Below are 21,632 nucleotides of genomic sequence, written 5' to 3' on the forward strand. Positions count from 1 at the left end.
ACAATATTGTGTATTTTTGTTAAACTTTAACTAATTTAAATTTATATTCGAGGTGTCCACATGAAGTCAAATGTATATGACAATGAACAATTTTATTCAGCTTATGCGCAAATGGATCGGTCGCTATATGGACTCAAAGCTGCAGGTGAATGGGCTGAATTCCAACGACTTTTACCTGATAATTTAAACGGTATAAAAGCTCTTGATTTAGGTTGTGGTTATGGTTGGCATTGCCACTTCCTAAGAGAGCAAGGTGCACATTATGTTGTAGGAATTGACTTATCTCAAACAATGCTTCAACAAGCAAAAAAAATGACGCAGGATGATCAAATTGAGTACAGTCAACAATCAATCGAAGATTTTGATTTAGGCAAGCAAACATTCGATTTAATCATTTCTTCTTTAGCTTTTCATTACATCAAAGATTTTAATCAAACAATCAGCCAGATCGTTAAATATTTAAAAACAGATGGACAGTTAATCTTTTCTGTTGAGCATCCTATTTTTACTGCTCGTGCTGAACAAGATTGGATTTATATTGATGGAGAAATCGCGCATTGGCCAGTTGACCACTACCAGGATGAAAGTATTCGAAAAACAGAATTTCTCCAACATGCAGTAATAAAATATCATCGGAACATGGCAACTTATATCAACACGCTTATTGAAAATAATTTATCGATAGAGGCTATAAGTGAACCTGTACCACCTCAAGCAATGATTGATGAGCGCCCAAACCTCGCTCAAGAATTACGGCGTCCAATGATGCTGATTATTAAGGCAAAAAAAGTAATTTAAAGCATAAAAAAGCCGGAGGGTAAATCCCCTCCGGTTAAAATGTTAAGTTAAATAATTAGCCTAATTTTTCTACGTTTGCTGCTTGAGGTCCACGTGCGCCTTCTTCTACATCGAAGCTAACTTGTTGACCTTCTTCTAAAGATTTGTATCCATCACCTTGAATAGCTGAGAAATGTACGAATACATCTGCATCGCCTTCACGTTCGATAAATCCAAAACCTTTTTCAGCGTTAAACCATTTTACTGTACCTTGTTCCATTAAATCTTAAATCCTTCCGCGTGCCAATAGACACTTTATAAATTATATTCTTGCCATGGTACGAAGAGGATGTTTAAAACAACTTTCTTACCTGTTACAAAGAACATAATCTTATTATAACATAATCTTATTTATTTGCAAGATAATATTTGAATATATTCAAAATAAGCCGATTATTATCCAATATTAACTTATTTCAAATAAATGACTTTTTTCACGTAAACTGATGAATGTATTTTCGCCAATAATTAAATGATCGAGTACTTCAATGCCCATTAAATCACCACAAGCAATCATTCTTTTTGTAAAAATTAAATCAGCTTGTGAGGGATCCGTATCTCCAGAAGGATGATTGTGGGCTAAAATTAAGCGAGCGGTTGGATATTTTACAGCTTCTTTAAAAATTTCTCTAGGATGAGCAACGGAACTATTGACAGAACCAATAAATATCGTCCGTTTTTGAATAATTTCATTCTTGGTATTCAAAAACAAAACGACTAAATGTTCTTGGTGTAAATCACGCATTTCATGCAATAACCATTCGCCGGCAGAACGCGTTGAGGTAATTTGACCGAACTTTGGGATCGCACTTTGAGCAATGCGAGTTCCCAACTCAATCGCTGCCTGAATTTCTATCGCTTTAGTCGGACCAATTCCTTTCACTTTTTGCATTTCTTCTAAACTTGCAAATTTTAACTCATGAATACTTTCAAAATGTTGCAAAAAATTCATAGCGACCTTTAATACATGGACTTTACTAGTGCCTGTCCTGAGTAATATAGCTAATAATTCATGATCTGCTAAAGCTTTTACTCCAAAGACCTTCAAACGTTCACGGGGACGACCTTCCAACGGTACTTCTTTTATCAATGGTGTTAAATTTTTTTGATTAATAAAAAACACCTCCTTTACCATATATACAGTAAAAAAGGCGATTTCCATTATTTTAGATAACGTGTTGCACAAAATATTGACGAATTTCAGACACAAAATATAATGAGCCAGTGATAACCAAGAGCTGTTCAGTGTTTGTACGATTCTCTTGTAAAAAATCATCAATAACTTGCTGCCAATTTTTTTCAACTCTTACACGTTGAGCATCTATCTGTGGAACCTGATCAATCAACTCTTGGAAATTTTCAACCGACATAGCGTTGTGGTGATTGAATTCCGTTAAAATTAAATCATTTGCTTCAAAAGATTGCAAAAGTGGTAGTTGTTCTAATTGATTTTTTGTTGATAAACCAGCATAAAGAATTGTTAATTGATAATGTGGTAAATGTTCCTCTACTAACTGACGTAATGCTGTAAGTCCAGCAATATTATGTGCGCCATCAATGTATACTAATGGTTGATCGTAAACACGCTCCATCCGAGCGATCCATTTCGTTTGTTGTAACGCAGGTTTAGCAACAACCCAATCAATGGGTTGATCAATAATTTCCATCCATTTTATAAAGGCTTGTAAAGCAACCGTTGCATTTTGGATTTGATGCATACCTAACATGCTAACAACAAAATTATTTTGCTGTGTTTCATCAGTAGGGATATTTTTTTGCCATAAATTAAAGGTAGAGCCTTGTTCAAAGTGGTTAAAGACATCGGTAATACCATACTCGATTTCAAAGCGATCAATTGTCGCACCCATTTTTTTGCTATGCTCTTCAATCACAGCTAAAGGTTCTACTTCAATTAAACCAGTAACTACTCTAGCATTTGGCTTAATGATACCTGATTTTTCAAGGGCAACTTCCTCTTTGGTATTACCAAGTTTATCTGCATGATCTAAACCGATGGTAGTAAGTACCGCTAATTGTGCATCAATAACATTAGTGCAGTCATTAGCTCCACCAATACCCACTTCAATTAAACACACATCTGGTTGCATTTTACGAAAATAGAGTAACATCATCACTGTATATAGTTCGAAGAAGACTAATTTTCCATAAGGAGTTGTTTCCATATAGGTATTAACGTCCACCATTTGTTCAACTATTTCAATTAAATCTTGATCACTGATTGGTTCACCATTCATCATAATACGCTCATTAAATCGCATAATATGAGGAGAGGTAAATGAACCGACAGTTAAACCTTGACTTAGCAGTAAATCTCTTAAATAGGCTGTCGTAGACCCTTTTCCATTTGTTCCCGTTACATGGATGGCAGGAATATTTTTCTCGGGATGTCCGACATACGCTACTGCCTCGCGTATTTTTTCAATACCAACACGTGGTGTTTCGTTAACTTGTTGATTTAACCAGTCAATCGCTGCATGAACATTATTAAATTTCAACGATATTCAATCTCCTTCATACTATAAAATAAATTATACTTTTTTAAGTTGTTCGATTCTTAATTTCACTGCCTCCAATTGTTTTTGGTAAGAAGCTTCTTTTTGACGCTCTTCCTCGACAATATTTGCCGGTGCTTTGTTCACAAATTTTTCATTGGCTAGTTTTCCTTGCGAACGTTTTACTTCTTGCGTTAATTTCTTAACATCTTCTTCTAAGCGTTTAATTTCATCTTCGATTTTGATTAAACCCTCAAGCGGCATTAAAACTTGAGCAAATGCTAATGTTTGGGTCACAATTTCAGTTGGCAATTCCGGATTCGTATCAATGGTTAACTGATCTGGATTACAAAAGCGTTCAATATAAGCTTTATTTTCATTCAATAAATCAACCACAGCTTGATCTTGGGCTTGAATAATTAAGTCTACTTTTTTAGAAAGTGGTGTATTCATTTCATTTCTAATCGTTCTTACTGAACGAATAACCTCTATCAGTTTTTCCATCGCAGTAATGGCATCTTCATTTTCGTATGCTGGATTAACTACTGGATAATCTGCTACAACAATGGATTGCGCATTTTCAGGTTTAATTAATTGCCAAATTTCTTCTGATACAAACGGCATGATTGGATGAATTAAACGTAAAATCTGATCTAAAACATGAATCAAGATACTTTTAGTTGTTAAATGTTTTTCTTGGGTATCTTGAAGACTTTCTTTAGTCATTTCGATATACCAGTCACAGTAATCATTCCAAATAAAATGATATAAAATACGGCCAGCTTCTCCAAATTCAAACTTTTCAAACAAGCGTGTTACATCACTAATGGTTGCCTGTAAACGTGCTAAGATCCATTTATCAGCTAGGGTTAAATCATCACCGATTTGAATCGAATCCAAGGTTAAATCACCAATATTAAGTAACACGTAACGGCTAGCATTCCATATTTTATTAATAAAGTTCCAAGCAGCACTCATTTTTTCAACACTATAACGTACATCTTGACCTGGAGCAGACCCATTAGCTAAAAACCATCTTAAAGCATCCACGCCATACTCGTCAATAACATCCATTGGGTCGATTCCATTACCTAAAGATTTACTCATTTTACGACCTTGTTCATCACGAATCAATCCGTGAAGTAAAACATTTTCAAATGGTCTCTCACCAGTAAATTCTAAACTTTGGAAAATCATTCGACTAACCCAAAAAGTTAAAATATCATAACCTGTTACTAAGGTATTCGTTGGGAAATAACGTGCCATATCTTCTGTTTTCTCTGGCCAACCCATAGTAGAAAACGGCCATAGAGCAGAACTAAACCAGGTATCTAATACGTCTGGATCACGTTCCCAATTTTCATCATCTTGAGGTGCATCTTCCCCTACATAAATTTCGCCGGTTTCTTTATGATACCAAGCTGGAATTTGATGTCCCCACCAAAGTTGACGCGAAATAACCCAGTCATGAATGTTTTCCATCCAAGTTAAGAATGTTTGATTGAAACGTAGCGGGAAGAAATTAATAGCATTTTCACTATCTTGATTATCAATCGTCATTTTGGCAAGTGGCTCCATTTTAACAAACCACTGCGTTGATAGAATAGGTTCAACCATTGCATCGGTTCTTTCTGAATGCCCTACACTATGGACGTGTTCTTCAACTTTTACTAATAAGCCTAGTTCTTTAAGATCAGCAATGACTTGTTTTCTTGCATCAAAACGGTCTAGATTGGCATACTTACCAGCCGCTTCATTCATGGTTCCATCCAAATTCATCACATTAATTTTAGCTAATTGATGTCTTTCACCGACTTCATAGTCATTTGGATCATGTGCAGGTGTTATTTTAACGACTCCTGTTCCAAATTCTTGGTCCACATAGTCATCTGCAATAATAGGTATTTCACGATTCATTAGTGGTAACATTACTGTTTTACCAATTAAATGTTGATATCTTTCATCGTCTGGATGGACAGCAATAGCCGTGTCACCTAATAAGGTTTCAGGACGGGTTGTGGCAATTTCAACTTGTTCATCACTGCCAACAACCGGATAATTGATGTGGTAAAAAGCCCCTGTAACATCTTTATGGATAACTTCAATATCTGATAAGGCAGTTTGTGCTTGCGGATCCCAGTTAATAATATATTGACCGCGGTAAACAAGCCCTTTTTCATATAAACTAACAAATACTTTATTAACAGCCTTACTTAAGCCGCTATCTAGTGTGAAGCGTTCACGAGAATAATCAACTGAAATCCCCATTTTACCCCATTGTTCACGAATAGTTTTGGCATATTCTTCTTTCCATTCCCAAACAAGTTCAATAAATTTTTCGCGTCCTAAATCATAGCGTGTTAAATTGTCTTCACGTAGTTTTTCTTCAACTTTTGCCTGGGTAGCAATTCCAGCATGGTCCATTCCTGGAAGCCATAAGGTATCGAAGCCTTGCATTCGTTTAAAACGAATAATCATATCTTGTAAAGTTACATCCCATGCATGTCCTAAATGGAGTCTTCCTGTTACATTTGGAGGTGGAATAACAATTGAATATGGTTCGGCATCTGGATCTTCAGATGGTGCGAATACATCTAAATCAAGCCATCGTTGGTATTTACCCTCTTCAACCTCTGTAAAATTATATTTTGTCGACATATTTTTAGTTGCCATAAAATAAAAACTCCTTTCTCATTTTGTGATTTACGACATTAAAAACGCCCTATGTCAAATACATAGGACGCGTTTAAACGTGGTACCACCTAATTTATGAAATATATAACTATTTCTCTCTTTTTTGTTAACGAAGTTATTCCTCCGTAAAGTACTACTAAAAGTTCATACTTTAACGCTCCAAGCTACCTTCATCAATTTTGAAAGTTTTCACCACAATACTTTCTCTCTAAGGTTAATTGATTACTCTTCTTTTCATAGCGCATGGTTATAAGATAATCACAGTTTAGCAAAATTAGCTCATTTACACAAGATGCAATAAATATCATTTTAGTTATATTATTTTATATCAAGCTTGCATTTCATTATAAACTGATTGAATATTTTCAAATACTTCTGCAATATTGCCATTTATTGTCAATATATTTGGCTGTGCTATCGTTAAAGTTGTCTTGTTAATCACTAATAAATGTTTCCCTTTAAAATAATGGATAAAGCTAGCAGCAGGATAGACTTTTAGCGAAGTCCCACCAATAATCAGTACATCTGCATTAGATATGTCTTGAACCGCTTGATTGATTGCCTGTTCATCTAAAACTTCTTCATATAAAACGATATTTGGTCGAACAATCCCATGACATAACTGGCATCTAGGGATCCCATCCTCATCAATTTGTAATTGATCATAGGAATATTTTGCTAAACAATCGATACAATAATTGTCATCAACAGCTCCATGCAATTCGACGACATGTTGACTCCCAGCTTTTTGATGCAAGCGATCAATATTTTGTGTAATAATTTTAATGTTTTTCCCACTCGATTCTAAATCCGCTAGAAATTTATGGGCTGTGTTGGGTTGAGCATCAGGATATACAAGATGTTCAAAATGAAAATCAAAAAAAATGGCTGGGAATTTTTTGAAAAAAAATGCTGAAATAACTTGCTCAGCGGAATAATGCGTACCAGTCTCTTCATGCAAGATCCCATTGGCCGAACGAAAATCAGGTATTCCACTCTCAGTGGACACACCTGCTCCACCAAAGAAGACTATATTCTGGCCAATATGTATGATTTCAGCCATTTGTCGTATCCTTGTGTCCATATATTATACCTCCATTTCTTCTCTTTCTTTAAATGTAGCATAAAAATGGATTAAAGCAAAAAAGACTATAAAACTCACACTGGAATTTTATAGTCTTTTGATTGTTTGATACTAAATATTATCTGCTGCAGCTATCGCATCATCATAGCTTGGTTCATCTGTTCCTTCCGGTACAACTTGAACATATTTAACAATTTTTTGTGCATCGACAACAAATACTGAACGGGCTAGTAAATCTAAGCCATCCATGATCAATCCAGTCGCTTGACCAAAATCACGATCAGTATCTGATAAAGTCACCATATCTAAATCATGTTCAGATTTCCATCCTTGCCATTCTTCAGGTGTGTTAATACTTACTGATAAAAATTGATAGTCTTTATCTTTAGTTCCTTCAGCAAAGCGTTGAGTTTGAATACTACATACACTTGTTGTGACATTCGGTACTACGCTTAAAATCGTTGTGTCTTTAATTAAATCATGTAATTGAACCGCATTACCATCTTTGTCTGTAACAGTCGCATTTGGTAACATTTCTCCAACTTGTGGTGGATTTCCTACTAATCTAATTGGATCACCTTTAAATGTAATTTCCAAAAAACTCATCCTTTCTTGATTGGCTTACTAGTTTAATTGTAGTGATATTTATTATATTAAGCAATCAATATGCTTGGATGACTAAGGTAATTGCTGGTGGATTATAAGAGATGGCTAAAAGCTTCGGTTGTTTGACGGATATAATGTTCATCAATTGTCATCACTTCAATGCCATTTAAGGCATCTTCAACAAGACCTTCAACTTCAATCTTCGTCTCTTCTCCTTCAATAATGTCTAAACGTGGCTTAGTTTTAGGTGTTCGTGGCGCAAAAACAGTACAGCAGTCGTCAAAGGGCTCGTTTGAAATATCATAGCTGCCTATTTGCTCAGCAATGGCAATGATATCATTTTTATCGGCTGCGATTAATGGACGGAAAATAGGTGAATGGGTTACTTCATTAATTACTTCAATACTTTTAATGGTTTGTGAAGCTACTTGTCCAAGAGACTCACCTGTTACAATAGCATTCGCATCGCGTGTCTCTAGGAGACGGTCCATAATTCTCAGCATCATCCGACGCATAACCGTCATGGAAAAATCATCATGTATATTCGCTTTTATTTCTTCTTGGATTTTTGTAAAAGGGACATTATGAAAAACGAGTGATAAACCATATTGGGATAATACGGCAGTTAACTTTTTAGCTTTTTCTAGCGCTTGTGGGCTCGTATAAGGTGGACTTGAGAAGTGAACAGCTTCAATTGCCAAGCCCCGTTTAATCATCTGATAACCAGCAACAGGCGAATCAAAGCCTCCTGAGAGCATTAACAAACCTTTCCCACTAGAACCATAGGGTAAACCACCTAAACCTGGGGTTGAAAGTAAGCTTAAGTAAGCTGTATCTTCTAAATGGATGTTAACTCTTAGACTATAAGTTGGTTTGCGTAAATCAACCGATAATTGCGGATAAGCGTAACCTACCGCTGAACCTACTTCACGTTGGATAGCCATTGTGTCATGCTCAAATTCTTTATCGGATCGTTTAGCGACTACACGGAAGCTTTCCCCTTCTTCTATTTTAATCTCATTAAATATCTCTACCGCTAATTTTTTAATCGCTTCAAGATTTTTTCCGACTCTATAGACGGGTTCAAAACGGGAAATGCCAGGTATTTTCGCAATAATATTGCTAATTTCTTCATAGCTAGCTTCCTTCCATTGAACAAACATAAAATCATGATTGGTAATAATTCTTACTTTTTCTAAATGCTTCGTTTTTAGGCGGATTTGTTCTGCCATTTTTTGTTGAAACATTTTGCGATTTTTACCTTTAGTTGATAATTCTCCATAGTGGATGAGTATTTCATTCGTTTGCATAAGGTCCCCCTATTTATTAATTTGCAATTTTTTGGTTACGTCAGCAATGGCAGTGAGCAGCTGTTGAAGTTCTTCTTTTGTATTTAAATCGGATAAGCTAATGCGAATAGCTGATTTAGAAACACTATCCGTTACTTGCATCGCTTTTAAAGTATGGTGGTTTGTTTGTCTGCGACTCGAGCAAGCACTTGAAGTTGAAATCAGGATACCCGCTTCAGCAAAAGCATTCAGTATGACTTCGCCAGGAATGCTAGGTAAAGCAGCTGAAACAATATGTTCGGATGTGTAAGGATAGCCAAAGACTTGCCAGCCAAAATCTTTAAACTGCTGAACAATGGCTTCTTTAAAAGCTTTTAGTTTTTCTTTTGTCGGCACTTGCTTTTCAGCAGCCATCCGTAACGCTTTAGCCCCGGCTACAATAGCGGGTAAATTTTCTGTCCCACTACGTAAACCAGACTCTTGTCCACCCCCATAAATAAATATCCCATTTTCAACACGCTGACGCTTGGCTAAAATGCCTAAACCGCGAATGCCATGGTATTTATGACTCGACAGCGTCAATAAGTCAATCCGTGGTCGTTTAATAAGGTCTAATTGAGTTGTTATAGCTTGCACCGCATCAACATGCCAGATGATTTGGGGATATTTTTTTAAAAGGTTTTCGATATCTGCTAGTGGTTGAATGGTTCCCACTTCATTATTGACGGCAATTGTTGAAAGTAAAAGTACATTGTCGTTTAACTGTTCAGCGAGTTCGTCAACTTTAATTCTGCCAAACGCATCAACATTTAGCAAAACCACATTGAAGCCTTGAGCCTTCAACGATGGGATTTGATTGCTAATCGATGGGTGTTCAACCGACGAGATTAAAATCGTATTTTTATTGGGATGAATGGCTTTTTGCTGTTCAACAATGGCTTGTAATACCCAATTATTAACTTCTGTCCCACTGGAAGCAAAAAATAATTCATGGCTCTTAAAGCAAAGTATTTGGCTCATTTGCAATCTAGCTTGTTCCATTAATTTTCGGGATGCTTCACCTGCTGGGTGCGCACTTGATGGATTGGCGTAATATTCCATGGCTACTTGTTGCGCGGTTTGCATCACTTCAGGATAAGGTTGTGTGGTTGCACTGTGGTCAAAATAAAGCATGGTGGTCTCCTTTAATCTATTCACTCTTATAAGCAATATAAAAACCTGTCGCATTGATTGCCATGCGGACAGGTTTTCTATCTTCATTCATTTAGCCTTATCAGCTTACAAGCGTGTTTGTTTTTCTTGGTGATACATGCGACGGACTTGAGTCGGTGCATCTTGCTCTACACGGCGTAAAGCTTTTTCAATAATCGCTAGGGCTTCTTCATAGCGAAACTCTTGGTAAAATAAATATTGCGCTTCCTTGATAGCTTGATCAACTTCTGGATAGTCATAGCGGAAACGATTGCTGTGTTGAATCATATATTCAGTTAGCATTGCGCTATCAACGGTATCTTCTGTCAATTCTTCTAAATCAGCTAAGTTGTCAGCCAATTGACTTTCAAGTTGGTCAATTTCGACCATATCAATTCGAACACGATTTAATTGCTTAGAGAGGTGTTCGATTTGATCGGTAACTTTATAAAACAATCCATAGAAATTATCATTTAATCCTGGTAGATGGTTTTTCTCTACTTTACGTTTGAAGTTACGTAATTCCAATTCGTACATATCTAAATTGTGTTTTGTTTCTTTTTCACGGTGATTTAGATTAGCCAGTCCTTTTAGAATGGCATTTTGATTTTCGTTAATTTCTTCTACACGTTTACGAATTTTCTTAATCGAGGCTTCGATATTCGTATAAATAGCATTTTGTTCTTCAATGTCACGGGCTATTTGGCGATATTTATTATATTCGATTTCGATTTGATCGGTTAACTCACCAATCGTTTCAACTTCATTTTCATGTAAGATGTAAGATTGTGCAATGCGGTCAACTTCAATTCCTGCATAGCGATTATTTTCAGCCACATTATTGATTAATGTCTTTAATTGGCCAATGTTTTTGTTGACGTAATCCCGTGATTCGATTTCTGTTTCCATCAAATCATACAAGGAATTAATATTGCGGTCAGCCTTGTCCATAAGTGTTTTTGCTTCAACTAAATCCGCTTGTTTAATTTTGTTTTTCGCATCATTTAATTGTTCTTGAATTTCATCAATTGTTTCTGGAACACTTACGTCTTCAAAATTAAAGCGATTCTCAAGCATGCGTTGATAACCATCCCGTAAGTCCTCAAGTGAATCTTCATGTTGATTCTTAATTTGACTATACATGGCTGGGATTTTTTCAAGAATTTCTTCAAGACTTGATAAGTCGGATTCCATGGTTTCTAGCATATCTCTAGCTTCTAGGTGGTCGCCATTTTTAGTATATTCGTTATATTTGGTAAAGTTTAGTTCTAAATAATTTAAATTTTTCTCTAGTGTTTCAATTGCTGGTCCATAGTCAAAACTATGGTTCATGATATTTTTCCGAGCGGTATTGTAACGTTCCATTAATTTTTCATGTTGCTCATAATTGTCTGTATCGACTTGTAATAATTCTGTAAGCATATCGTGGAGATCATTGACTTGGACTTCTGTTTCATCCATCATCTCGCGGGCTTGGGCCATCGCCTTTTTTGATTTAACCAAATTCATTTGCTCAGAATATTGTTCTGCCCCTACGAGTGCAGCTTCTATTTCTGTAAACTGAAAATTAGTAATGGTTTGCCACGTAGCCACGATACTTTCATACTTACGTTTAGTTTGACCTGAAAGATCCATATTTTTTAACGTGAAAAGTTGGTCAGCAATCGATACGGACATCATGTCATCTTTTCGTTGTTCTAGTTCTCTAAGTTCTCTACTGCGTTGTGTCCGTAGGTAATAGATTACACCGTAGGCAACCAACACAAGAACGACGATTAAAAATAGTATGTCAGTAAACCTCAAACTCAAATGATTCGCCCCTCTGCCTTTAAATTTATTTCTCTGCGTGTTTACTATAAAAATAAGCCTAATTATCACATTGAATTATACCATTATAACCAATTTATTTAAAGAGTTGTCTTCAGAATAGTTATATTGTAACGGTAATTTTTGAATGGTTGCGTCAAGAATATAAAAAGCAGGTAAAAATCAGAAGATTCTCACCTGCAAATAATCGGCTTAAAATTAACCTAATTTATTGTAATATTCAACGACAAGGGCTTCATCAACTTCAGCATTAAGCTCTTCACGTAATGGGAAGCGGGTTAATGTACCTTCAAAAGCATTGTCATCATATGAAACAAAGTCTAAACGACTTACTGTTGCTTCTAAGTTTGCTTTTACGATTTCTAAATCACGTGATTTTTCACGTAAACCAATCGTTTGATTTGGTTGAACTAAGTATGAAGGAATATCAACACGTTTGCCATCAACTAAAATATGACCGTGGTTTACTAATTGACGTGCTTGACGACGTGTATTAGCAAAACCTAAACGGAATACTAAGTTATCTAAACGCGTTTCAAGTAAGATCATGAAGTTCTCACCATGCTTACCTTCTTTAATTTTACCTGCTTTGTTAAACAAAGTCGCAAATTGACGTTCATTTAAACCGTACATATGACGTAATTTTTGTTTTTCTTGTAATTGTAACCCGTACTCAGATAATTTTTTACGTTGGTTACCGTGTTGTCCTGGTGGGAAAGGACGTTTTTGTAATTCTTTCCCAGTTTCTGTTAGGGAAATTCCTAAACGACGAGATTGTTTCCATGATGGACCTGTATATCTTGACATTATAAAGCCTCCAATAATTTTTTTGGAGTAAAATAATTCATTAAAAAACCGAATGCGTGCAGTCTCTGACAAGGTTTTCGCAATTAGCAGCCGCAGTTACTCACCATCCTATTGCTAGGTACAAGACTGTTGACGCGCTTTCTTTTTTTACGCTGCATTATTTTACACTCCTATTATTATACTTAAAACAAGAATAAATTCAAGTGCTTTTTCATATAAATAAATATCTCTGCTGGGAAGTGTGGATTTGATAATGAGACGGTTGTGGGTGCGAGTTTTTCCTGTTTAGATGGCGATCTGACGGTTTAGACCACCTATTTCGTCTATTCAGATGGCAATCAGACGGATTACCACGCCAATTTCGTCTAATCAGATGGCAATCAGACGGATTTGCACACCAATTTCGTCTAATTGCCATCCAATCAGACGGTTTAGCCCACCTATTTCGTCTATTCAACCCACAATCCGACTCTTAACCATCTTCCTTACCTTTCATAAGGATCAAAAGGGATCTGGCGGACAAAATTTTCTACCATGCTGGCAGAAACCTTACTAGCTAGCTCAATAAAGGTATCAAAATCAACCGACGCCTCGTCATCACCATTATCTGAAATAGAGCGAATAATGACAAATGGAATATCTAGCACATAAGCAGCCTGTGCAATGGCTGCGGATTCCATATCAGCAGCGCGAGCTGTTCGAAAGTTTTTACGGATGATATTTATTTGGTCTGTACTTGAAATAAACTGGTCGCCACTTACAATAAGTCCGATAATCGGTTCAATTTCAAATGTTCGACACACTTCTTGCGCAATTCTTAACAAATTCGAATCTGGATAGTAGCTGGTGGGCATTCCTGCCATTTGACCTTTATCATAGCCAAAGTCGACTAAATCAACATCATGATGGATGAGCGAATGCGCGATCACGACATCGCCCACTTTCAATGCGGGATCAATCCCACCGGCTGAACCTGTATTAATAATAATATCCACATCATACTTCTCTTTTAAAATCACAACACTTAAACTTGCATTAACCTTACCAATGCCTGATAAGACTAAACTCACTTGATGTTCACCTAATTGGCCATTTGTCACTTCAAACCCATAGTGTGACTCAACCGTTTGCTCAGTGATAACTTCTTTAAGGTGTTGAATTTCTTCCTTCATAGCACCAATAATACCGATTTGCATATTCTAACCCACTTTCAAACTAAAAATGCTATTAATAAAACCATTATTAATAAAATTCCTGTGATAATAATACCATTATTTAAAAAACGATCCATTTTTGCACTGTATTTACTCCGGCGATAAGTAGACGCATCATCTAATGCATCATCTGCATAAGCCGCTTCAAATTCCTCTGAATAAATATCCTCACCCTCTACCTCATCATAGGTTTCGGGATTATATACTTCATCGTAGTAGTTATTTACCTCATCAATATTTTCAATGTCATCATACTCATGATGGCCATGGTAGTCTTTTCTAGATGGGAAACCATCCTCGTGTTGCTCTTCAAAAGCTTTGCGATTAAACAAATCTTGTCCATAAATCTGCGTTTGTTCAAAATCATCATGACCTTGATTCGAGGATTCTTCCTCATTAAAGTAGTCATGATCAAAATCATCGGATTGATTTCGTGACGTTCTTGACTTCATACCTTTTACCTCCTATTACACTCAATCTTCAAGACTTATCCAATATTGTAGTGCAAACAAGGTCTTTAAATCGACAATTTCACCATTCATTAACAAATTTTTAATCTCGTCTTTTGAAAAATAAAACTTTTCAATCCGCTCATCTTCATCTTGTGACAAGGGAGTTGGCGATAAAGCTAGATCTGTCGCCATAAACAAAATAATTTCTTCGTTTAAATATCCTGGAGATAAGTAAAAGCGTTGGATTTCAGTCCAATTTTTTGCTTGATAGGTTGTCTCTTCTTCCAATTCCCTTTTGGCTCCAACCAAAGCTTCTTCATAGCCATCTTCCAGCTTATCAAGTAAACCAGCTGGAATTTCATAAATTTCTTGGGCAATGGCAGGACGATACTGCTTCACCAGTATCACTTGCTTGTCATTGGTAATAGCTAAAATGGCTGCAGCTGGTTGGTGGTGGATAAGCTCTCTTTCAACGACTAAACCATCTTCTAATTCTAGGATGTTTTTATACACTTGCAAGATTTTTCCGTCAAAAATTAATTCTGACTCACGCAATCTGCTATCATTTAAAAAACCTACTTCATTTTTATCTACTTGCATTCTTATCCTCCTTAAATAGTGTTAATACACAGATATTTATTTAATATAAGCCTCAAGTCTGATAATCAATAAAAATGTCTATGCTACAATTATAATGTAAAATGAAAAAGGAGGCATTAAAATGTTTTTTTACAGTAGCTTATTCGATTTAATTCAAATCATTATAGTCATGGCAGTAGCCTTTTATGGTTTCTTACTATTTAGAAAGACAAACAACCACAGTTCCATGTATGAGCGGAATCGTAAATTTTTCCAATTCACTGCTCAACTTTATGCGATCGTCATTATAATTGGACTCATCATTAGTATGGTTCTTCCCGTACGACAATTTGTTAATATATTACTAATGGCATTAATTGTTAATTTGGGCTTTTGGTGGCTTAGTCTTTTATTCCATCTTGTCATTAAAATCAATAATCATCCTGTATTGCGTGTGTTTTATTATATCGGGATAGTATTGACAACTTATTTTGGAATTATGTTAAGTTCAATCTCTTTCAACGCCTATATGGGCTCATACGACGTCCCAAATCAATTTTTTGGAACACTTATTACGTTAGGCATACTCATTTTAGTTGGAACAGCTTTAAGTATGTTGTTTGCTATGCTACTTGATTTATTAAGTGGTAACCTAAAGAAAAGCCGCAATCGAAAAACAAATCATAAACCAAGAGTGAAGCAAAACATTCGTGACCATTATTATGAACAAGGCCTAACTGATCAAGAAATTGATTACTTTAGAGACCAAATGGCACCAGCGAAAGAACAAATCGAACATATCAACGACATCTTTGGGCAAACAGCTAAATTACGAGCTGTTGAGGTTAGAAACAATACAAATAAGGTCTTACAAAGCTTTTTCAAAGATATCGTAGAAGACCCACAACGCTTACCACAAGCAAGTACATTTTTATATAAATATCTCCCTTCATTAGAAGATTTAATCCTAAAATATAACGAAATAAATGGACATGTGGCCAAAAACAAGCAAACTTATCTAATATTAGATCGCAGTGCACAAATTATCGATGAACTATGCCAACAAATTTCTGAAGAATATGTCCTATTCCACCAAGATACTTATAATGAACTATTTGATGGCATTAAATACGTAGAAAAAAACCTTAAAGATTCAAATAAATATCCGGAAGAAGAGCGAGAAGCAAGCGACTTTGTTGACGAATTACTACATGACGACTATGCTTCAAATGAGGACTTAATTGACGATTTCTTCAATGACTACTCAAATAACTCAGACAACAAGGAGGATAAATAATGACTGAAAAATTTGAATTCGACCATTCCACACAAGAACCTTCAAATATTGATGATTTGTTAAAGCCTTTAGATGATACGAACCAGACATCGCCAACATCTTTTTCATATTCTGATTCAGTTGATGACTTGCTTTCGAACCCTTTTAACGAACAACAAGATGAACAAAGTACCCAATTCAGCAATCAATTAAAAGAGGCAGAAGTTCAAAGTAAACGAAGAGTAACTACCGAAAAACTCATCAATCGTTTACCTGAACACCGTCAAAAGCAAGCTATCGATCTTGCTTCCCAAATTGATGAAACGAATATGAATGCTGTAATTGCTTATGGAGCCAATGCTCAGAAAAAACTAGGTGAATTCTCACATTCGATGCTCCATAATATCCAAATCAAAGATACAGGTGAAGTCGGTGATGTTTTAACAGACTTAATGAACCAATTGAACCAGTCCAATCCAAAAGAATTAACAACATCGCCGAATTTATTCAACCGTTTATTTGGAAAAGTTAAAGCTTCGATTACTGAAACCCAAACTAAATATCAAAAAATCGGCAGTCAAATAGACAAAGTTGCTATTCGTCTGGAAAGAGAGAAAAACGATTTACTTAATGATAATATGATGTTGGAACAACTGTATCAAAAAAATAAAGACTATTTTGAAGCTTTAAATATTTACATCGCTGCCGGGGAATTAAAGATGCAAGAATTACAAGAGAAAATAATTCCTGAAGCAATTGAAAAAGCTCGTGAGAGCACCAATCAAATGGATGTTCAAACGGTTAATGACTTAAATCAATTCCTCGACCGTCTTGATAAACGTACACACGATTTGCGCCTAACGCGTCAAATGACAATTCAACAAGCACCGCAAATTCGTATGATACAAAACACCAACCAAGCTTTAGCTGAGAAAATACAGGTTTCAGTTCATACCGCTATTCCACTTTGGGAAAATCAAATTACCATTGCCTTAGCACTCTTACGTCAACAAGATGCGGTGACGTCACAACGACAAGTGTCAGAAACAACCAATAGTCTGTTGTTGAAAAACTCAGAAATGTTAAAACAATCCGCGATTGATACAGCCCGTGAATCTGAAAGAGGCATTATTGATTTGGAAACATTACAGAAAACTCAAAGCAACCTTATTTCTACTTTGGAAGAAACCTTACAAATCCAATCGGAAGGTCGTCGCCAAAGAGCAGCCGCTGAGCAAGTGTTACAAGAAATGGAACTTGATCTACGTGATAAATTAATGGTTATTTCCGACGAACAAAAAGCTTTTAACCGTTCATAAAACTAAGTGTTTCCACTTGAACTTAATTATTATCCCCATAATAATTAAGTTCATTTTTTTCATACAAAAATATAGTTTGTAGGCTATACTATTAACAGAGAATACATAATAGGAAAGGTGATATGGTGGTGAAAAAGCAAAAGCCAAAGAATTCTAAACCGTTGCAAAAGATTATCTTTGGTGTCATTTCATTGTTCGTAGTTATTGGGATGGGAATTACCCTATTTTTTATGTATCAAGCAGACAGTCACCCAAACGAAGCTATTTATCGTCAGTTAGCACTAGATCATCAGTATTATTTATTAGAAAATCAAACTGAAATTAACAATAGCATCTACCACAATAACGACCGCCCACAAGATGTCGCACACCTTTTATTACCTAAATACCCTGCAACTTATATTGATATTGCACATATCGAACAATATAATGTTCCCCTTTTAAATCAAAATGATCCACGGTGGGCAAACGATGCCTATGGAACGGATGTCAGTCGTACGATTTGGGAAAATGGCTGCGCCATCCTTGTCTTAGCTATGGTTGATAGTTATTTTAATCAAACAATCACTACACCAAATGAGATTATTCGTTGGGCTGGCAATAATTATTACTTAGACCATCAAGGGACTTCTTGGCAAATATACCCTGCTTTTGGAGAGGCTTTTAATTATCAAGTGACCGATTTCGGCAATGACTTTCAACAAGCCATCAACGGCTTAGATGATGGTTATTTAATTGTGACGTCTGTTGGGCCGGGGCATTTTACCTTAGGTGGTCATGTTATCCTAATTCGCGGCTATCAAGATGGGCTTGTTTATGTCAATGACCCAAATGATGATTCAACTAAAATGAATTCCATCCAAGGGATTCCAGAACAAACACTTATACTAGACGGTTTGAATTATTGGGGCATTCGCCCTTGGTAAATAATAAAATTAAAAAGCCGGTATCAACACTGAAAACAATGTTGATACCGGCTTTTAGCAAGTTATTTATTCTTTTTCTGAAAAGTACTCTGGGAAATTTTCTTTAACAATAGCATGACAACGCGAGCATAATTCAGGCGCTTCTTCAATAGTCCCAACTTCTGGTCTAACCGCACGGCAACGATCACATACATGACCTTCTGCTCGACTAACTTTCACAGCAAAGTTGTCAAATTGCATCGCATCTGCTGGTGCTTTGTCTAAATCAGACATCTCAAAATTAGAGATAATGATCAATTGGTCTAAATAATCGGATAAGCTATTGAGTTGCGCTTGTTGTTCTGGACTTAAGAAAACTTCAACACTAGCTTCAAAAGATTTTTTAATTGGATCTTCTTCTTTGTTTTTTGCTTCTTCAAGGGCTTTGTAAATCCCTTGACGTAGTTTGAAGAAGTCACTCCATTCAGCTACGAGTTCTTTGTCCGCTTGAGTATCTTCAAATTGAGGGACATCTTGCAACTGTACATAACCTTCAACAGCAGGTAATTCTTTCCAAGCTTCTTCCATGGTATGTAATAAGATTGGCGTTAAAAGACGAATGAGACCATGTAAAACAGTATAAAAGACTGTTTGCATTGCTCGTCTTGGATAACTGTCTTCTGCTTCGATATAAACGACATCTTTGGCAAAATCTAAATAGAATGCCGATAAATCATTCGTCACAAAGTTTAAGACTAATTTATAAACATCCAGAAATTCAAAGTTTTCATAAGCTTTATTTACTTCTGAAACAAAGATACGGTATTTCGCTAATAAATATTGGTCAACTTTGCGTAAGTCTGCTTCTTCAATACGATCTGTTTCAGGATTAAAATCAGACACATTGGATAACATAAAGCGAACAGTGTTACGGATTTTACGATACGACTCTGAAACTTGTTTCAAAATATCATTCGAAACGCGCACATCGTTTTCATAATCGACACTTGATACCCATAAGCGAATAATATCTGCCCCAAGATCTTTCATCACTTCATCCGGTAAGATAACATTTCCGAGTGATTTACTCATTTTCTCACCTTTACCATCCATAACAAAACCTTGTGATAAAACGCTCTTGTATGGAGGAATGCCATTGACAGCTACTGAGGTTGTGAAACTAGAGTTAAACCAACCACGGTATTGGTCAGATCCTTCTAGATACATATCTGCAGGGAAAGATAAGTCATCTCTTTCCATTAGAACACCCGCATAAGATGTACCTGAGTCAAACCATACGTCCATAATATCTAATTCTTTTACAAATTCTCCATTTGGACTGTCGGGATGGGTAAATCCTTCTGGTAATAAATCTTTGGCATCCCACTCAAACCAAATATTTGAACCATGTTCTTCCACTAAATCTGCCACATGATTAATTACATCAACAGACAATATTGGCTCATCATTTTCAGCATAGAAGATTGGTAATGGAACTCCCCAAACTCTTTGTCTTGAAATAACCCAATCACCCCGGTCGCGAATCATATTATACATACGTCTTTGTCCGGATGGATGATACCATTTCACTTCGTTTTCAGCAGCATTTAACAAATCAGACCTAAATGCTTCAATTGACGCAAACCATTGTGGCGTTGCGCGATAAATAACAGGCTGTTTTGTACGCCAGTCATGTGGGTATGAGTGAACAACATTTGATTTAGCTAGCAATTGACCATTTTCTTCTAAAAGCTTAATAATTTCCTTATTCCCTTTTAGATAGAACATTCCCTCAAAGCCTGGAGCCTCATCCGTAAAGTGACCACGATTATCAACTGGAGATAAAATTGGCAAACCATGTTGTAAGCCCATATGGTAGTCATCTTCCCCGTGACCAGGTGCAGTATGAACAAGTCCCGTACCAGCATCTAAAGTCACATGATCACCTAACATAATTAATGAACTACGGTCGTAAAATGGATGTTGAGCTAATAAGCCGTCCATTTCAACACCTTTAAATTCTTTCGTAATATTATAATCTTCCCAACCACATGCTTGGGCAACGGTATTTAATAATTCTTTAGCAACTACAAATTGACGCCCAGCCGTTTCAACAATGACATAAACAAAATCTGCATGAACCGTAATCCCCATATTTGCCGGTAAAGTCCAAGGTGTAGTGGTCCAGATAACAAATTCAGCTGTTTCAGGAACAATTCCTTTTCCATCTTTTACTTTAAAAGCCACATATACTGAAGGTGAAGTCACATCTTTATATTCCACTTCAGCTTCAGCTAATGAAGATTCACTTGAAGGAGACCAATAGATTGGTTTTAAACCTTTATAAATATAGCCTTTATCCGCCATTTTCCCAAAAACGCGAAGTTGAGCTGCTTCATAACTAGGAGCCAAAGTTAAATAAGGATTATCCCACTCCCCTGTAACCCCTAAACGTTTAAAACTATCACGTTGATTATCCACTTGCTTTAAGGCATATTGTTTACATAAATCACGGAATTCTGCCGTTGTTAATGTTTTACGATCAATGCCATCTTGCTTAATTAAAGCCGATTCAATCGGTAAACCATGTGTATCCCAACCTGGGACATAAGGTGAACGAAAACCTGACATCGATTTATAACGGACAATAAAATCCTTTGTAATTTTATTTAAGGCGTGCCCCATATGCAACGAACCATTCGCATAAGGAGGACCATCATGTAAGATATAGCTTGGTCGACCTTCATTTTTAGCTTGAATCTGTTCGTAAAGCTTATCTTTTTCCCACTGTTCTTGATAGGCAACTTCCTTAGTCGGTAAATTTGCCCGCATATCAAAATTTGTTTTCCCCAAATTCAAAGTATCTTTTAACTTCATATAATAAATATCTCCTTTAAAATAATAAAAAAAGCCCCTTATCTGACGACAAGGGACGTTTGCACGCGGTACCACCCAAATTAGTAAATATAACAATACTTACTCACTTAAATAATGATAACGCAATTAATGCGGTCTAGCTACTTTAATGTTCACTAAAAC

18 protein-coding genes and 1 other annotated feature are annotated in these 21,632 nt (G+C 36.1%); of the genes, 4 read left to right on the forward strand and 14 right to left on the reverse strand.

Going from position 1 to position 21,632, the window contains the following annotated elements; all coding sequences use genetic code 11:
- Positions 1 to 60 precede the first annotated feature (60 nt).
- Entirely contained in the window at positions 61 to 798 is a 738-nt protein-coding gene (locus tag ACTQ54_RS03500; protein ID WP_441754718.1) for a class I SAM-dependent methyltransferase, read from the forward strand.
- Positions 799 to 853: 55 nt separating this feature from the next.
- On the opposite strand, the gene ACTQ54_RS03505 is transcribed toward ACTQ54_RS03500, so the two are convergent.
- The 13 genes from ACTQ54_RS03505 to ACTQ54_RS03565 all read right to left on the reverse strand — a co-directional run bounded on the left by ACTQ54_RS03505 (position 854) and on the right by ACTQ54_RS03565 (position 15,114).
- Positions 854 to 1,057, reverse strand: coding sequence for a cold-shock protein (locus ACTQ54_RS03505; protein ID WP_441754720.1), 204 nt, complete (start codon positions 1,055 to 1,057; stop codon positions 854 to 856).
- Positions 1,058 to 1,243: 186 nt separating this feature from the next.
- A complete protein-coding gene (radC, locus tag ACTQ54_RS03510; protein ID WP_441754882.1) occupies positions 1,244 to 1,972 on the reverse strand; it encodes a RadC family protein in 729 nt (242 codons plus the stop codon).
- Between the two features lie 31 nt (positions 1,973 to 2,003).
- On the reverse strand, positions 2,004 to 3,353 hold the full coding sequence (locus ACTQ54_RS03515) for a bifunctional folylpolyglutamate synthase/dihydrofolate synthase (protein ID WP_441754721.1): 1,350 nt from the start codon (positions 3,351 to 3,353) through the stop codon (positions 2,004 to 2,006).
- Positions 3,354 to 3,386: 33 nt separating this feature from the next.
- Positions 3,387 to 6,023, reverse strand: coding sequence for a valine--tRNA ligase (locus ACTQ54_RS03520; RefSeq protein ID WP_441754723.1), 2,637 nt, complete (start codon positions 6,021 to 6,023; stop codon positions 3,387 to 3,389).
- Positions 6,024 to 6,083: 60 nt separating this feature from the next.
- Positions 6,084 to 6,291: a binding site (T-box leader), on the reverse strand.
- An 81-nt stretch (positions 6,292 to 6,372) separates the two neighbouring features.
- Positions 6,373 to 7,128, reverse strand: a complete 756-nt coding sequence (locus tag ACTQ54_RS03525; RefSeq protein ID WP_441754725.1) for an NAD-dependent protein deacylase — start codon at positions 7,126 to 7,128, stop codon at positions 6,373 to 6,375.
- Positions 7,129 to 7,239: 111 nt separating this feature from the next.
- Entirely contained in the window at positions 7,240 to 7,734 is a 495-nt protein-coding gene (locus tag ACTQ54_RS03530) for a thiol peroxidase (protein ID WP_441754727.1), read from the reverse strand.
- A 92-nt stretch (positions 7,735 to 7,826) separates the two neighbouring features.
- Complete coding sequence (thiI, locus tag ACTQ54_RS03535) at positions 7,827 to 9,044, reverse strand: tRNA uracil 4-sulfurtransferase ThiI (RefSeq protein WP_441754729.1); 1,218 nt, start codon at positions 9,042 to 9,044, stop codon at positions 7,827 to 7,829.
- A gap of 9 nt (positions 9,045 to 9,053) precedes the next feature.
- On the reverse strand, positions 9,054 to 10,196 hold the full coding sequence (locus ACTQ54_RS03540) for a cysteine desulfurase family protein (RefSeq protein ID WP_441754731.1): 1,143 nt from the start codon (positions 10,194 to 10,196) through the stop codon (positions 9,054 to 9,056).
- Between the two features lie 105 nt (positions 10,197 to 10,301).
- Entirely contained in the window at positions 10,302 to 12,023 is a 1,722-nt protein-coding gene (locus ACTQ54_RS03545; RefSeq protein ID WP_441754733.1) for a septation ring formation regulator EzrA, read from the reverse strand.
- 216 nt (positions 12,024 to 12,239) lie between these two features.
- Complete coding sequence (gene rpsD / locus ACTQ54_RS03550) at positions 12,240 to 12,848, reverse strand: 30S ribosomal protein S4 (protein ID WP_441754735.1); 609 nt, start codon at positions 12,846 to 12,848, stop codon at positions 12,240 to 12,242.
- Positions 12,849 to 13,333: 485 nt separating this feature from the next.
- Positions 13,334 to 14,044, reverse strand: coding sequence for a 5'-methylthioadenosine/adenosylhomocysteine nucleosidase (locus ACTQ54_RS03555; RefSeq protein ID WP_441754737.1), 711 nt, complete (start codon positions 14,042 to 14,044; stop codon positions 13,334 to 13,336).
- Positions 14,045 to 14,058: 14 nt separating this feature from the next.
- Positions 14,059 to 14,514 carry a hypothetical protein gene (locus ACTQ54_RS03560; protein WP_441754739.1) on the reverse strand — a complete coding sequence of 152 codons (456 nt, stop codon included), beginning with the start codon at positions 14,512 to 14,514 and terminating at the stop codon, positions 14,059 to 14,061.
- A 21-nt stretch (positions 14,515 to 14,535) separates the two neighbouring features.
- Complete coding sequence (locus ACTQ54_RS03565) at positions 14,536 to 15,114, reverse strand: NUDIX hydrolase (RefSeq protein ID WP_441754741.1); 579 nt, start codon at positions 15,112 to 15,114, stop codon at positions 14,536 to 14,538.
- A gap of 121 nt (positions 15,115 to 15,235) precedes the next feature.
- Between ACTQ54_RS03565 and ACTQ54_RS03570 the strand changes: the two genes are divergently transcribed.
- From ACTQ54_RS03570 to ACTQ54_RS03580, 3 genes are all read left to right on the forward strand, one after another.
- Positions 15,236 to 16,390, forward strand: coding sequence for a 5-bromo-4-chloroindolyl phosphate hydrolysis family protein (locus ACTQ54_RS03570; protein WP_441754743.1), 1,155 nt, complete (start codon positions 15,236 to 15,238; stop codon positions 16,388 to 16,390).
- Positions 16,390 to 17,688, forward strand: a complete 1,299-nt coding sequence (locus tag ACTQ54_RS03575) for a toxic anion resistance protein (RefSeq protein ID WP_441754744.1) — start codon at positions 16,390 to 16,392, stop codon at positions 17,686 to 17,688. The genes ACTQ54_RS03570 and ACTQ54_RS03575 overlap by 1 nt, the downstream gene beginning before the upstream one ends.
- A gap of 128 nt (positions 17,689 to 17,816) precedes the next feature.
- On the forward strand, positions 17,817 to 18,614 hold the full coding sequence (locus ACTQ54_RS03580) for a C39 family peptidase (protein WP_441754746.1): 798 nt from the start codon (positions 17,817 to 17,819) through the stop codon (positions 18,612 to 18,614).
- Positions 18,615 to 18,680: 66 nt separating this feature from the next.
- Here the strand turns inward: ACTQ54_RS03580 and ileS are convergent, their stop codons facing one another.
- Positions 18,681 to 21,470 carry an isoleucine--tRNA ligase gene (gene ileS, locus ACTQ54_RS03585; protein ID WP_441754748.1) on the reverse strand — a complete coding sequence of 930 codons (2,790 nt, stop codon included), beginning with the start codon at positions 21,468 to 21,470 and terminating at the stop codon, positions 18,681 to 18,683.
- Between the last annotated feature and the right edge of the window lie 162 nt (positions 21,471 to 21,632).

The sequence above is a fragment of the Fundicoccus sp. Sow4_H7 genome (assembly GCF_052115865.1).
Lineage (GTDB): Bacteria > Bacillota > Bacilli > Lactobacillales > Aerococcaceae > Fundicoccus_A.

Bases quoted from the DNA above. Each gene is read 5' to 3' on its own strand.
- ACTQ54_RS03500 (WP_441754718.1), top strand. From the start codon at position 61: ATGAAGTCAAATGTATATGACAATGAACAATTTTATTCAGCTTATGCG.
- ACTQ54_RS03505 (WP_441754720.1), bottom strand. From the start codon at position 1,057: ATGGAACAAGGTACAGTAAAATGGTTTAACGCTGAAAAAGGTTTTGGA.
- radC (WP_441754882.1), bottom strand. From the start codon at position 1,972: ATGGTAAAGGAGGTGTTTTTTATTAATCAAAAAAATTTAACACCATTG.
- ACTQ54_RS03520 (WP_441754723.1), bottom strand. From the start codon at position 6,023: ATGGCAACTAAAAATATGTCGACAAAATATAATTTTACAGAGGTTGAA.
- ACTQ54_RS03525 (WP_441754725.1), bottom strand. From the start codon at position 7,128: ATGGACACAAGGATACGACAAATGGCTGAAATCATACATATTGGCCAG.
- ACTQ54_RS03530 (WP_441754727.1), bottom strand. From the start codon at position 7,734: ATGAGTTTTTTGGAAATTACATTTAAAGGTGATCCAATTAGATTAGTA.
- thiI (WP_441754729.1), bottom strand. From the start codon at position 9,044: ATGCAAACGAATGAAATACTCATCCACTATGGAGAATTATCAACTAAA.
- ACTQ54_RS03540 (WP_441754731.1), bottom strand. From the start codon at position 10,196: ATGCTTTATTTTGACCACAGTGCAACCACACAACCTTATCCTGAAGTG.
- rpsD (WP_441754735.1), bottom strand. From the start codon at position 12,848: ATGTCAAGATATACAGGTCCATCATGGAAACAATCTCGTCGTTTAGGA.
- ACTQ54_RS03555 (WP_441754737.1), bottom strand. From the start codon at position 14,044: ATGCAAATCGGTATTATTGGTGCTATGAAGGAAGAAATTCAACACCTT.
- ACTQ54_RS03560 (WP_441754739.1), bottom strand. From the start codon at position 14,514: ATGAAGTCAAGAACGTCACGAAATCAATCCGATGATTTTGATCATGAC.
- ACTQ54_RS03565 (WP_441754741.1), bottom strand. From the start codon at position 15,114: ATGCAAGTAGATAAAAATGAAGTAGGTTTTTTAAATGATAGCAGATTG.
- ACTQ54_RS03570 (WP_441754743.1), top strand. From the start codon at position 15,236: ATGTTTTTTTACAGTAGCTTATTCGATTTAATTCAAATCATTATAGTC.
- ACTQ54_RS03575 (WP_441754744.1), top strand. From the start codon at position 16,390: ATGACTGAAAAATTTGAATTCGACCATTCCACACAAGAACCTTCAAAT.
- ileS (WP_441754748.1), bottom strand. From the start codon at position 21,470: ATGAAGTTAAAAGATACTTTGAATTTGGGGAAAACAAATTTTGATATG.